At 38.5% G+C, this 13789-nt stretch carries 12 protein-coding genes; 2 read left to right on the forward strand and 10 right to left on the reverse strand.

What is annotated here, in order from left to right; genetic code table 11:
* Nucleotides 1–154 precede the first annotated feature (154 nt).
* From KQI49_RS12525 to KQI49_RS12540, 4 genes are all read right to left on the reverse strand, one after another.
* Nucleotides 155–2242, reverse strand: coding sequence for a heavy metal translocating P-type ATPase (locus KQI49_RS12525; RefSeq protein ID WP_216489435.1), 2088 nt, complete (start codon nt 2240–2242; stop codon nt 155–157).
* Nucleotides 2243–2454: 212 nt separating this feature from the next.
* A complete protein-coding gene (gene copZ / locus KQI49_RS12530; protein ID WP_216489436.1) occupies nt 2455–2661 on the reverse strand; it encodes a copper chaperone CopZ in 207 nt (68 codons plus the stop codon).
* A gap of 114 nt (nt 2662–2775) precedes the next feature.
* Nucleotides 2776–5160 carry a heavy metal translocating P-type ATPase gene (locus KQI49_RS12535; RefSeq protein WP_216489437.1) on the reverse strand — a complete coding sequence of 795 codons (2385 nt, stop codon included), beginning with the start codon at nt 5158–5160 and terminating at the stop codon, nt 2776–2778.
* A 12-nt stretch (nt 5161–5172) separates the two neighbouring features.
* Entirely contained in the window at nt 5173–5475 is a 303-nt protein-coding gene (locus KQI49_RS12540) for a metal-sensing transcriptional repressor (RefSeq protein WP_216489438.1), read from the reverse strand.
* Between the two features lie 301 nt (nt 5476–5776).
* Here KQI49_RS12540 and mnmH point away from each other — a divergent pair, with 301 nt between their 5' ends.
* Nucleotides 5777–6805 carry a tRNA 2-selenouridine(34) synthase MnmH gene (mnmH, locus tag KQI49_RS12545; RefSeq protein WP_216489439.1) on the forward strand — a complete coding sequence of 343 codons (1029 nt, stop codon included), beginning with the start codon at nt 5777–5779 and terminating at the stop codon, nt 6803–6805.
* Between the two features lie 163 nt (nt 6806–6968).
* Entirely contained in the window at nt 6969–7361 is a 393-nt protein-coding gene (locus tag KQI49_RS12550) for a hypothetical protein (protein WP_216489440.1), read from the forward strand.
* 108 nt (nt 7362–7469) lie between these two features.
* On the opposite strand, the gene KQI49_RS12555 is transcribed toward KQI49_RS12550, so the two are convergent.
* From KQI49_RS12555 to KQI49_RS12580, 6 genes are all read right to left on the reverse strand, one after another.
* Nucleotides 7470–8417: an MBL fold metallo-hydrolase gene (locus tag KQI49_RS12555; RefSeq protein ID WP_216489441.1), complete on the reverse strand. Its 948-nt coding sequence runs from the start codon at nt 8415–8417 to the stop codon at nt 7470–7472.
* A gap of 47 nt (nt 8418–8464) precedes the next feature.
* Nucleotides 8465–9790, reverse strand: coding sequence for an alpha/beta hydrolase family protein (locus tag KQI49_RS12560; RefSeq protein WP_253286820.1), 1326 nt, complete (start codon nt 9788–9790; stop codon nt 8465–8467).
* 305 nt (nt 9791–10095) lie between these two features.
* Complete coding sequence (sdaAA, locus tag KQI49_RS12565) at nt 10096–10983, reverse strand: L-serine ammonia-lyase, iron-sulfur-dependent, subunit alpha (protein WP_216489442.1); 888 nt, start codon at nt 10981–10983, stop codon at nt 10096–10098.
* A gap of 28 nt (nt 10984–11011) precedes the next feature.
* Nucleotides 11012–11674 (reverse strand): L-serine ammonia-lyase, iron-sulfur-dependent subunit beta, encoded by a 663-nt coding sequence (gene sdaAB, locus KQI49_RS12570; RefSeq protein ID WP_216489443.1) that lies wholly within the window; start codon nt 11672–11674, stop codon nt 11012–11014.
* A gap of 82 nt (nt 11675–11756) precedes the next feature.
* A complete protein-coding gene (locus tag KQI49_RS12575; RefSeq protein ID WP_216489444.1) occupies nt 11757–12824 on the reverse strand; it encodes a PTS sugar transporter subunit IIC in 1068 nt (355 codons plus the stop codon).
* 48 nt (nt 12825–12872) lie between these two features.
* Nucleotides 12873–13538, reverse strand: a complete 666-nt coding sequence (locus KQI49_RS12580) for a helix-turn-helix transcriptional regulator (protein ID WP_216489445.1) — start codon at nt 13536–13538, stop codon at nt 12873–12875.
* Between the last annotated feature and the right edge of the window lie 251 nt (nt 13539–13789).

Consider the following 13789-nt stretch of genomic DNA (forward strand, 5'->3'; position numbering starts at 1 on the left):
CACGGTGTAAATTATCATGTTGAACGCATGCACAAAATAAACCTCGTTTTTAAAAATAAAATGCCTCTTTAATGGGCATCCCATTAAAGAGGCGTGTTAAAACAGTATGAAGGAAGAACATTCGGCTGTTACTCTTTCAGTTAAAAGAACCTACTTAAGCTTTTAACAATTTCGCGTTAATCGCCACAATAACAGTACTTAAGCTCATTAATATAGCACCAACTGCTGGACTAAGTACGATGCCAACAGGCGCTAATAAACCAGCTGCAAGTGGTATGGCCAGAATATTATATCCAGCAGCCCACCATAGGTTTTGAATCATTTTTCGATACGTTTTTTTGGATAAATCGATGAGTGAAACAACATCTTTCGGATTGCTTTTAACTAAGACAACATCGGCTGTTTCCATCGCAACATCTGTACCAGCTCCAATGGCGATGCCCAAATCAGCTGTGGCTAAAGCTGGGGCGTCGTTAATCCCATCTCCTGTCATAGCTACTTTCCAGCCTTTTTCCTTCACTTTTTTAATCTGATCTGCTTTTTTATCTGGTAAAACTTCAGCATATACTTCATCGATATCTAATTGTTCAGCCACCCAGTGTGCGACTTTTTCATTATCACCTGTAAGCATAATGGAATGGATGCCTTCCTCTTTTAAATTGGCAATGGCTTCTTTTGCTGTATCGCGAACAATATCAGCTAAGGCTATCATTCCGATTAGCTCGTCATTTAACAACACAAAAACAACAGTTTTTCCTTCTTCTGAAAGATTATTAAATTCTTCTTTATTATAAGCCATGCCTTCATTATCCACATACCCTGGACTAACGACATTGATTTTCTTGCTATCTATCGTTCCTTGAATGCCTTTACCCGTCAGGGCTTCAAAATCCGCAACTTGTTTAAGCTGTATATCTTTATCTTTTGCAGAAGAAACGATACCTGTCGCAATCGGATGTTCCGAATTTTGTTCAAGACTTGCAGCATAACTTAACACATCTTCTTCCTGGTAACCTTCATTTGGTACTATATTTGTTACGCCAAATTCACCTTGAGTTAATGTCCCTGTCTTATCAAATACAACAGCATTCAAATTTCGTGCTCCTTCAAAATTAGCACGGTTACGAATAAGGAGCCCATGTTTAGCTGAAATCGATGTTGACACTGCAATAACGAGAGGTGCTGCTAAACCAAGCGCATGAGGACAGGTAATCACCATGACGGTTACCATTCGCTCTAATGCTGTATCAAACGGATATCCAAGCAGAAGCCAAATAAATAGAGTAATAAACCCTGCTGCCAATGCTACATAGAACAACCATTTTGCCGCTCGATTGGTGATATCTTGTGTTTTTGACTTTGATTCCTGTGCATCTTTCACCATGGTAATAACCTGGGATAAATAGGATTCTTCCCCCGTTTTTTCAACTTGAACGGTAAGCGATCCCTCTTTATTCACCGAGCCACCAATCACTTCGTCCCCTTTCGCTTTTTCAATTGGAACGGATTCACCTGTCAGCATCGATTCATCAATCGCCGAGTTTCCATCCACAATCGTACCGTCAACAGGTATTCTTTCACCTGGTTTTACCAGTACTTTATCATGGTTTTTCAATTCAGAGACTTGAATTTCAATAACATTCCCGTTTTCGTCTAATTTATGTGCTTCACTTGGAACGAGTTTCACCAATTCTTCAAGTGCATTGGATGCTCCCATAACGGACCGCATTTCAATCCAGTGACCAAGGAGCATGATATCAATTAATGTGGCTAGTTCCCAGAAAAAATCCTGACCTTCCAAACCGAAAACTGTAAGAGAACTATACACGTAAGCAACTAGAATCGCCAATCCAATCAGCGTCATCATGCCGGGATTTTTGTCTTTTAGTTCACTTATACCTCCCGTAATAAATGGCCAACCACCATAAAAAAAGATAAATGTTGACAGCACAAATAAAATATATTGATTAAATGGCAGTTGAAAGTCAACACCGATAAACTCTTGAATCATAGGTGATAAAATTAATATAGGAATCGTTACGATAAGAGAAATATAAAATCGCTTCTTAAAATCCTCTACCATATCGCCGTGATCATGATGATCGTGTCCACCATGTTCATCGTGGCCATGATGTCCGTGATGTTCATGACCCTCGTCACCATGATGGTTAGAATGACTTTCTTGATTGGTATGTTTATCATGATCATGATGTTGATGATTTTCGTTATTATTGTTTACCATATTTTTCACTCCTTTACACCATTCATAATAAATAATTTTCCCTATATATAATTTTGTATGCCTCACAAAATCACTATACCCCTGTATCGTATAAGATAAACAATAAATAAGCTGATCCCTAAAAGGAATCAGCTTTTATTGTAGATAAGTAGAATATGGAATTAGATAGTAACTTCCATGTATCCATTTCATTAAAATTTTATATTCTCTCGTTAGGCAACATCGTACCCTTGATCCTCGACAGCTTCACGCATAGCGTCCGCTGAAACTTTTGCTTCGTCATATTTCACGTCAACTTTACCAGTATCTAAATTGACGTCGACATTTGATACACCGTCCAATTCTTTTAGTGCACCTTCCACAGAAGATTTGCAATGACCACATGTCATGCCTGTTACATCTAAAGTCATTTCTTTCATAACACTTCACCCCCTTTCAAATGAGTAGATTTTACTGAGAGAACAAGTTTAGCCTGTCTCCTTTTTGAAAGGAATTCTTTTACCTTTAGAATAGATCCTTTATCATCATAATATCTATACTTTTACCCTTTTTAAACGAAGGGAGTTGGAAACGACACTGACGGAACTCAATGCCATCGCAGCTCCAGCAATCCATGGGGCTAATAAACCTAGAGCAGCAATCGGAATTCCCGCGGTGTTATAACCAAAGGCCCAGAATAAGTTTTGGCGGATATTTTTAATCGTTGCTTTACTTAATTTGATTGCTTTAGGAATGAGTAATAACTCTCCTCCAAGAATCGTGACGTCTGCTGCTTCAATGGCCACTTCTGTTCCTGTTCCAATCGCAATTCCGATATCCGCTGTTGCAAGAGCAGGTGCATCATTCACCCCGTCCCCAACCATCGCGACTTTTTTACCTTGAGCTTGAACTTCTTTTACTTTTTCCGCTTTTTCCTCTGGTAACACTTGGGCAAAGACCCTATCAATCCCAACTTGTTTGGCAATCGCATCAGCCGTCAGTTGATTGTCTCCTGTTAGCATTAGAACTTCTAACCCTTGGTCATGTAACTCAGCAATCGCTTCTTTTGCCGTATCCTTGATTGTGTCAGCTACAGCGACAATGCCACGATATATGCCGTCGATTGCAATTAACATCGCTGTTTTCCCATCCGTCTCATAAGTTTTGAGATTATCTTCTGCATTGATGACATCAATGTTGTTATCTGTCATTAACTTTCTTGTTCCAACAAAAATTTCTTTACACGAAATCATCGCACGAATACCATGACCAGGTATCGCTTCAAATTCATCTGTGTCTAAAAGTTCAATTTCATTTTCTGTTGCATGGGCGACAATTGCTTCTGCTAAGGGGTGTTCTGATCCTTTTTCCGCACTAGCGAGTAATTGCAACGTTTCGTCATCCCCTGTAAAGTTCGTCACTTCTGGCTTACCTTGTGTAATCGTTCCTGTCTTATCCAGAATGACGGCATTAAGTTGGTGAGTACGTTCTAGGTGTTCTCCACCTTTAAAAAGAATGCCTGTTTCCGCCGCTTTTCCAGTTCCAACCATAATCGATGTTGGTGTTGCTAAACCTAAAGCACACGGACATGCGATAACGAGCACCGCTATGGAGGCAACTAACGCGGGTTCAAAATTACCGGGCTGAACGAGCGTAATCCAAATAATAAATGTTAAAACTGCAATCCCAACAACAATCGGAACAAAGTATCCTGAAATAATGTCAGCAAGACGTTGAATTGGAGCCTTCGAGCCTTGCGCATCTTCTACTGCCTGAACGATCGAAGCAAGAGCCGTATCTTTTCCTACTTTAGTCGCTTCCATTTCAATCGTTCCATTTTTGTTAATCGTTGATCCGACAACATCTGCCCCAATGTCTTTTTCAATCGGAATAGATTCTCCTGTAAGCATCGATTCATCGACAGACGTTCTTCCTTTTGTAACCACACCATCTACGGGCATTTTTTCTCCCGGCTTTACTAGCATTATATCTCCAACAACAACATCTTCCACTGGGATCATCACTTCGTCACCACTTCGAATAACCCGCGCTTGTTTTGCCTGTAAATTCAATAATTCAGATAACGCAGCGGTTGTTCTACTTTTCGCATTTGTTTCTAAATATTTTCCGAATAAAATAAGTGTAATTAAAATAGCACTCGTTTCAAAATAAAGATGTGGATCATATCCCGGATTTCCAATCGTTTTAAATCCTTCATATAAACTATAGAAATAAGCGGCACTTGTACCAAGGGCGACAAGAACGTCCATATTTGCCCCGCCATTTCGTAAGTTTTTATAAGCTCCATCGTAAAATTGCCAACCAATAATGAATTGAATCGGAGTGGCTAAAGCAAATTGAAACCAAGGATTCATGAAAATAGAAGGAAGGGAAATGCCTAATAAATGGTCGAGCATCGTAACTAATAATGGAATCGACAAAATTGCAGAAATAATGAGTTTCCACTTCATTTTCTGTAATTCTTTTTCTTTTTGAGACTGCTTTTCCTGTTTATCGGCTTTTACTTTCGCGTCATATCCAAGTTTTTTAATTCGATCAATAATTGCTTTTTCATCAATAAGACCAGGATTGTATTCAACTGTCGCGTTCTCTGTCGTCAAATTGACAGTAGCTTCTTTAATTCCTTCCTGTTTATTGAGTACTTTTTCAATACGCGATGAACAGGCTGCACATGTCATGCCCATAACGTCAAGCTCAGACTTTTCCATTTGAATCCCGTAGCCAACTTTTTCAATTCGATCGGTAATATCATGAATCGAAGTCGTTGTTGGGTCATAATCGACAGTAGCCTTTTCCGTCGTTAAATTTACTTGCGCTTCCACACCGTCCATTTTGTTCAAGACCTTTTCCACGCGACTAGAACAAGCTGAACATGTCATTCCTGTTACGCCAACTGTTGCATGTTTTAATTCGCTCATCTATTTCCCCTCCTATTTAGCAAAATGTTTCATGATATTGATCAATTCATCAATAGACTCCTCCCCGTCACCAGACTTCACCGCATGGCTGACACAATGTTTCGCATGTCTTTCTGCTACGGAAAAACCGACTTTTTTCAATGCGGCATTAATCGCACTAATTTGCACCAATATATCCACACAATAGCGATCATCTTCTACCATTTTCTGAATGCCTCGAACTTGGCCTTCAATTCGTTTTAAACGATTGATGACTGCTTGCTTCTCTCCATCCGATCTAGGCACAATGGGTTGATCATGAAGATAGTCTCCCATTTTTGTCACTTCCTTTTACATTTTATACTTTTACTATACCCCCCTAATGTATATTTGTCAACGATTTGATTTTCAAAAAAAGCCTTTCTACTGAAAGAGATAAAGTGGACCTTCATTTTGTGGGGTAAACTGCGATCATTATGCCCTAAATAAATTAGGTTTATGAGGTAGTTATGAGAAGTAATCATTAATCGATTATGTTAAAGTTATACATTTAAGGGAATAATATTTGATGCTAGAAAGTCTGCAGATATGGTCTAAGTAGACTGCCTAGATTTTGAAAGAAGTGGAGTTGTTACTTATGTTCCATGATATTGAAATTAAAGATTTATTACAAACAAAGGGGGAACATACGTTAGTCGATGTCCGTTCACCTAGTGAATATGAAGAGGCAACGATTCCGGGAAGTATTAATATTCCTATTTTTTCTGATAAAGAACGTGCTGAAGTCGGCACGATTTATAAGCAAGTAGGAAAAGAAGAAGCAAAACAAAGAGGCCTAGAAATATTCTCTGCCAAATTACCAGATTTTATTGAGCAATTTAATAAGATTAATACTCCAATGACTGTCTTTTGTTGGCGCGGGGGCATGCGAAGTAAAACAGCAGCGACTGTTCTCGACCTTATGGGAATCCATGCCAATCGTTTATACGGCGGTATTAAATCTTACCGGCAATGGGTTGTCCATGAACTTAAAAAACAAGATTTCCCACCAAATTTATATGTACTTAATGGATATACTGGTTCTGGAAAAACAATTATTTTACAAAAACTAGCTACTAAAGGCTATCCTGTCATTGACCTGGAAAAATTGGCCGGTCACCGCGGGTCTATTTTTGGACAAATTGGATTAAAGCCAAGCAAGCAAAAAAAATTTGATTCTCTTCTCGTCCAAGCGATGAAACGTTATGAACATGAGCCGTTTGTTTTTATTGAAGGGGAAAGTAAGCGTATTGGTCGTGTGGTTTTACCTGACTTTCTTTATGACAAAAAAGAAAATGGGAAACAACTTTTTATTCATCTTCCATTTGAATTGCGAGTTAAGATCATTTTAGATGAATACCACCCTACGATTTATTCAGAGAAGTTTATGGAAGCATTTCAACTTATTAAAAAGCGCATTCACACACCCATTGCTAAAAAAATTGAGGAAGCGTTACGAGCTAGTGATTATGCTCAGGCGGTTAAGCTGTTGCTTGAATTTTATTATGATCCACGTTATGAACATCATGCAAAAGATTATACGAATCACCAAAGGATCGATATTCATGCCAACACAATTGATGAAGCTGTTAGCAAAATTGAACATCTTTTTGCAGATCAAGATTGAACGTCTTCTTATGAATAATTATGCGACATGACGTGACTCAAATTAACTTTAAACATTAGTATAATCCTTTTCATCCTGCACTCTAGCCGATATAGATTATTCATATGCTATTCATAATAAAGTTATAGAGTAAAGGCGTATAAAGGAAAGAGAGGGATTTTTCGTGCAAAAATATAGTAAAACATTACTCCGTTTTTCAGCATTATTTGCTGTTATTGGAGCAATTTTAGGTTCGCATATGGCAGGTGCCGGCAGCTATGCTTTTAAAAGTGTGCACGCTCACATTTTAGTTGTTGGCTGGTTGTCACTTTTTGCCTGGGCTGTTTTCTATAAAATTTTTACTCCGGCCAAAACCGTGGTAGCCACACTCCATGTTTGGTCAGGTATCATTGGTGCATTTGGTCTAACGATAGGCATGTGGCTTTATTACGTGAATCCATTTAATATGAATGACGTCGTAACAACCGTATTCTTCATAGTCGGTGGAACTATTTTACTCATTAGCTTCATTTTATTCTTTATCTTAACGTTTATGAAAACTGAAGAAGAAAGATAGATAGTACTGTTTAGGAGTTATTCATAAAGGATAACTCTTTTTTAATGGATATTTTAATTGAATGAAAAAACCTAGCGTAATCAAAAGCCAGGTTTCTATCAATCTAATTTAATGTTGTATTTTCTTAAAGTAATCAATAATGCCAAGAGAGCTTACTTGCATGTCAAGGTTGATTAATATGTAAACTTTATGTTCGTCTGGGACATCTTGGTCTCTTAAATAAGTTCGAACACGTCCGAAAAGTCGCTCTGACAAGACCTCATAACTTTCATCCTCTGCAGCAACCTCTTCTGCTATTTCCATAAAAATATCGAGCCAATTAGAAACCTGCTTTAATGCACCTTTAGGACTTTCTGTCATCCCGAAATGTCCGAAGTATATTCTATCTAAATTCATGTCTGCTATCCGATTAATAGAGTCATTCATATCACTTGGGTTGAAATGGTTGGGTGATGTTGACGGTAAAAATAAATCAATCCCGTCTTCCACCAATTGTTCATATCTAATGCCTACTGTGTCCCCTGTAAACATGCCGTTACTCACCGGATCGTAAATACTAAAATGGTGTTTTGCATGTCCCGGTGTACTATAAAATCTCAGTGTACAATCCGGTCCAATTTCTAATGTATCTCCTTCGTCTTTAACAAGGAGGCGTGCTTGATCAATGGGATAAATTGGGTCAAACAACTCTGAAAAACTATCTCCATATACAGCACGTGCCCCAGCTACTAACTTTTTAGGATTTTCTAAATGCCTTTTCCCACGAGGGTGGACAACGACTTTAGCATTCGGGCATTTTTTTACTAAAACACCTGCACCCCCAGCGTGATCTAAGTGGATATGAGTTACAATAATGTACTTCACTTGGTTTAGTGTAAATCCTAGTTCCTCTAATCCCTTTTTAATATAATTAACCGATGGGCTAGGACCTGTTTCGATTAAGGTTAATTCATCTTCATTAATCACATAGGTTCCCGTACGACTTTCCACGCCTAAATCATAGCCGTCAATTAAATGGATCCGTTCATCTAATTTAATAGGTGCTTTATTTTGCATATAATCCCCCTTCACTTTAACTTTATTGCTCTTATCATAGCATAATCTTATTGTTTGATGAATCCTTCGTTTATTAAAAATTCTGCTATTCCTTCTATTAGTCCATCAGCTAATGGAAGGTCCGGATTAGTATATGTTTTAAGATTACCTTCCCTGTCTGTTGGCGCTTCTTTTAAAACGTGATTCATTTTTTCTATTAATAGAAATTCAGATGCATCACTCGCTTCGTGAAGCAGTTCAGCTTCATGTTCAGGTGTTTGCAAATCCCGTGTTCCATTGATGATCAAGGTAGGTGATGATAATTTTTTTAATTCTTCTGCTGGCTCATATGCCATCCACGATATGAGAAAAGGCTGAACGGACTTGTGAAACATTCCTTCTAATTCTGGAGATAACTCATCTACCATATGCCCTTTTTTTAATTGAGCAATAATCTCTTCACTTTCATTTAGAAGGTTTTCCGGCAATTGCTCTTCCAATTGATTATAAAGCGTTTTGTCTATAGAGTTTCCGACACCTGCTAGTGAAATAAATACGTCAATATCCTCTTCTTGTGCTGCCAATATTCCCTCGAGCGAACCTTGACTGTGACCTATTATACCAATTTCAGTAAAACGATCATCTTTTTCAGCTAAATCAATCCAAGCAACGGCATCTTCGACAAATTGATCAAATGTGATTTCTTCTTCAGGGATTTTTATATCAGTATTTTTCCCTGCACCTGGCTTATCATACCGAATACTAGCCACGCCTCGTTCAGCTAATTCTTCAGATAAATATTTTAAGCTGTTGTTATCCCCGGCCAACGTATTTCCATTTCGATCAGTTGGACCAGACCCAGGGATAATAATCATCACAGGATAAGGTGCTTCACCGGATTGTTCAGGAATTTCTAATTCTCCGTAAATTTTACCGCGTTCTGTTTCAACGGTTAATAAGTTATTGTTGTCTTCATCATCTTCGCTCGCTACTTTACCTTTTTCCAATTCAAATGGAAACGTCTGTCCATGTTGTTCAAACGAACCTTCAATTTTATCCTGTTCAACTTCTCCATCAAACGTGACGAGCTCGCCTTGAACATCCATTGCAAACAATATTTCCCCATCATCTAATTTCACTTTTGATAAAGGGTAGTCACTAACACCTTGAATAGGTATACTAATTTTTCCATTTAGGTGGTCCTCATTTCCGAACGTGACTTGTATCGGTAAAGGCTGATTGGGAACATCAATATTCCCATGCCAGTCTCCTTGGAGATTTTCAGCGTCTGTTTGATTGTTTGAATTGTCATTTTTACTATTTTTATTACATCCAGCTAAAACAATGAGTGATAAAACTAAAAGTATGAGCGATTTTGAAATTACTTTATTCAAACTTAGATCCCCTTCTTTCTTTAAAACTTCGTGAACTAATTATATAGTAAATTATGTTGTTTTATTATTCTACCTATTGGATGTATAGCTATTTAGAGTTGTAATGATAATTGTAGCGTTATCCCTAAGGCTGATTTTTTCGTTTAGAGTGTAAGAGAACGCTAGACGCGTTACCCCTAGCATGGATTTTCTCACCTAGGGGGGACGAAAAGTGATTGATTTCTCTTATTCAAAAAGCACTAACGTTTCTCTGCACGTTAGTGCTTCTGTCTACTACTTTTTGCTAAGACAATCATTTATTTCACTTAAACTTCTGTCGATGCTAATGAACCGAATATTTTTTCTTTCAATAATCGGCCTGTCGGTGTATCCGCAAGGCCACCTTCACCAGTTTCTCTTAAGGTTGATGGCATTGTTTTACCAATTTGATACATCGCACCGATGACCTCATCACACGGAATACGGCTCGTGACTCCAGCTAATGCCATATCTGCTGAAACGATGGCAAGCGAAGAGCCTGCTGCGTTTCGCTTCACACATGGGACTTCAACGAGCCCTGCCACTGGATCACAAACTAGGCCAAGCATATTCTTTAACGTCATGGCAAAGGCCTCTGCTGATTGTTGTGGTGTTCCACCAGCCATTTCAACAATAGCCGCTGAAGCCATTGCTCCAGCTGAACCCACTTCTGCTTGGCAGCCGCCTGCCGCACCAGAAATGAAGGCATTATTAGCTACGACAAATCCGAATGCCCCAGCTGTAAATAAGTAGCGGATCATTTGCTCACGGGTTGGATTAAGTTGATTTTTCACAGCAAATAATGTTCCCGGAACACACCCTGCACTACCAGCTGTCGGTGTGGCACAAATGGTTCCCATTGCGGCATTGACCTCATTCGTCCCCATTGCTTTACTGACTGCATCTAAAAGTAAATGGCCAGATAGAGGATTTTCATTTTTCATATATTCTTGAATTAAAACGGCGTCTCCGCCAGTTAATCCGGTAACCGATTGAACACCTTTCAAGCTATCTTCTATCGCTTTTTCCATTACTTCTAAGTTTCTTTCCATTTCAGCGTAAACTTCATCACGCGATTTTTCTTTAACATCCATCTCTTGACGAATCATCACTTCTGAGATTAAGATACCTTCTTTTTCAGCTATTTCAACTAACTCTGCTACTGTACGAAACATCAATTAACCTCCTCTCTGGAACTTCAAATTAACTAACAATTGTCGATATATGAATAATATGATCTGCATTTTCTAGTTCTTGTAACACATCATCATTTAAGTTCTGGTCTGTTTCAATCACCATGAGTGCTTCTTTACCTACGTCTTTACGGTTTACTTCCATATGTCCAATATTTATTTCATGCTTAGCTAATATATTTGTGACAGAAGCAATCGCACCGAAACGGTCATTATGCATAACTAAAATGGCAGGATGGTTACCAGATAAGCGAAGAACAAATCCATTTAGTTCTATGATCTCAACCTTCCCACCACCGATGGAAATACCGACTAATTCAACTTGCTCAGATTCATTACCAATAATTAAACGCGCTGTATTGGGATGATCTACTGCCGCTGTATCTTCAATAAACTCGATTTCCAAACCACGACTTTTAGCTAAATCGAGCGCCTCACTCATTCGTATATCATCTGTTTCAAAACCAAGTAATCCACCAGCCAAAGCATAATCAGTCCCGTGACCTTTATACGTTTTTGCAAATGATTCATATAAATGGATTTTAGCCCAAGTTGGTTCCGCGCCTAGTAAATCACGCGCTGCCTTACCAATACGAGCTGCTCCTGCTGTATGTGAACTTGACGGTCCTATCATGACGGGACCGATAATATCAAAAACTGAATTAAATTTCATTCTACTCACCGCCCTAAAATTTTTACTGACCTGAGTCGATGTGTTTCATCAATTCTTTATCTAATCACTTATTATAGCATAGTTAAGCAAGTTCAGCTTCAGGCTCTCGGGTAACTTCAGGCTCGGGTTTTTTGTCCATTTCAGCCAATTGGTCCACTCGACGAATTTTAAAGTTCTTAAAGATTAAGGAACCGACGTAACCCCATAATGCACTCATCGTTGCACAGAGAAGCGCGACAATCGTTACTTTCATCGGATCATTAAATCCGTACATAACAGCAAATCCTGCGATTGGCGTGGCTGTTCCCGTCGCTCCATTAACCAATCCTGCTAAAGCGATAATTATACCTGATGTTGCTCCACCAAGAAAGTTTGTTACATATACAGGTATTGGGTTGGCTGATATGATATCGACTTGGGATAATGGCTCAATTGCAACAGAAATGGTAGTTTTCCGATCGCCAAATTTCATTCGATGGAAAAATACGAAATTCATAAAAGATGAACCAAATACAGCTAACGCGCCAATCGCCATAGGTGTTCCAGTTAACCCTAACATTGCCGTTAAAGCCATTGAGCTTAGTGGTGCTGTTGCAACGACAGTGATGACTCCACCTAAAATAATTCCCATAACAATTGGGCTAGCATCAGTTGTTTGCGTAATAATTCCACCGATATTAAGTAGTGTTGCATCAACGAGCGGATCGACAAGCACGGCCAACAAACGCACAAGTGGTGCCGCAACAATAATGGCCACAATCAAATCTAGACCATCCGGTACTTTCGTTTCAATTTTCTTAACTAAAAAAGATAAAAGGTAACCTGCAATAAATCCTGGTAAAAGTCCCAATCCAGCACTAGAGACCCCTAACATAAGTGCATATACAGGTGATACACCCATGGCCAGTGCGACAAGTGCTGCAGCTGCGACACCGCCCATACCACCAGCCGCGTCACCGACCTGCCCTAAAAATTCTATACCTAATAAATCCCCGCCAACATAACGCTGAAACGCTTCCACTAAAAACGTAGCTATAGCAGCACTGGCTAATGCTCCCATCGCCTTCATCCCTCGCGGTGCTTTATAACTAAATAACGTGAAACCGGCTAAAACAATCAGTAGCAGCACGGTACCTTTTAGAATTTCCATGTTACTCTCTCCTCTTGGTGTATTTTTCTAAAGTTGATACTGTAAGATTTATTCTAAGTTATTGGTTAAGTACTCATTCGTCGCTCTGACTTTGTTCAAGTAATTGTAGACGGTGAATTTTGAAACGCCTAAAGCCTGTGCAACATATTCCGTCGCGCCTTTGATTAAAAACGTTCCCCTTTCATCTAATTCACCAACAACATCTATCTTTTCTTCCATAGACATATCAGAAGGCGCCTTATTAAACTGACTTAAAACTTGATGTGTCATATCATGAATGACATCATGTACAGATGTGAAGAATGTTTCTGACGGCTGCTTATCCTTGTTAAATCCAACGAACTCTTCAATTTTTCCATTTACCTGCATCAATAAACTTATATCGAAATTAGTACATAATGCTCCAATAATATTGTCATTACCATCCCTTAAGAACACGGTGGTGGACTTCATAATATTTCCATCCTTCGAGTTTGTCTGATAACTGGGAATATCTTTTATTTCTGAATGATCTTTTCTTAATTCTTTTAAAACTAAATCGGTAATCGGTGATCCAACTTCTCTTGAAGTGACGTTACCAGCGATATAAATTAACGAATGTTGTAAGTCCGAAAAATCATGTACAGCGACTTCACAGAGTGAACCAAACATTTCCACTAACATGTCCGCTGTCCGTATTGCATGATCAAAAATTAATTTATTTTTTTCCTTCATAAGAGAACTCCTCTTTGCAAGCGTTTTCAAAACTAACTACTACTACTTTAACATGGATTTAGTATAATTAAAATAGTTTTTTAAAGGTTAAAAAATTGTTGTAAAAATTTAAAAAGAGCAAATATAAAATAAAAGAGGCTGGGACATAACTAGCCCCAAATAAACAAAAACGGTTATGTTTATCAATAAAAGATAAACGCAACCGTTTTTTCTTTTGTTTTTATGTGAAAATGTTCCATTTTCATTGTTAA

This window comes from Virgibacillus sp. MSJ-26 (assembly GCF_018918075.1).
Classification (GTDB): Bacteria; Bacillota; Bacilli; order Bacillales; family Amphibacillaceae; genus MSJ-26.

Excerpts from the sequence above, each read along its gene's own strand:
- KQI49_RS12525 (WP_216489435.1), bottom strand. The coding sequence starts at position 2,242 with ATGGTAAACAATAATAACGAAAATCATCAACATCATGATCATGATAAA.
- copZ (WP_216489436.1), bottom strand. The coding sequence starts at position 2,661 with ATGAAAGAAATGACTTTAGATGTAACAGGCATGACATGTGGTCATTGC.
- KQI49_RS12535 (WP_216489437.1), bottom strand. The coding sequence starts at position 5,160 with ATGAGCGAATTAAAACATGCAACAGTTGGCGTAACAGGAATGACATGT.
- KQI49_RS12540 (WP_216489438.1), bottom strand. The coding sequence starts at position 5,475 with ATGGGAGACTATCTTCATGATCAACCCATTGTGCCTAGATCGGATGGA.
- mnmH (WP_216489439.1), top strand. The coding sequence starts at position 5,777 with ATGTTCCATGATATTGAAATTAAAGATTTATTACAAACAAAGGGGGAA.
- KQI49_RS12555 (WP_216489441.1), bottom strand. The coding sequence starts at position 8,417 with ATGCAAAATAAAGCACCTATTAAATTAGATGAACGGATCCATTTAATT.
- sdaAA (WP_216489442.1), bottom strand. The coding sequence starts at position 10,983 with ATGTTTCGTACAGTAGCAGAGTTAGTTGAAATAGCTGAAAAAGAAGGT.
- sdaAB (WP_216489443.1), bottom strand. The coding sequence starts at position 11,674 with ATGAAATTTAATTCAGTTTTTGATATTATCGGTCCCGTCATGATAGGA.
- KQI49_RS12575 (WP_216489444.1), bottom strand. The coding sequence starts at position 12,824 with ATGGAAATTCTAAAAGGTACCGTGCTGCTACTGATTGTTTTAGCCGGT.
- KQI49_RS12580 (WP_216489445.1), bottom strand. The coding sequence starts at position 13,538 with ATGAAGGAAAAAAATAAATTAATTTTTGATCATGCAATACGGACAGCG.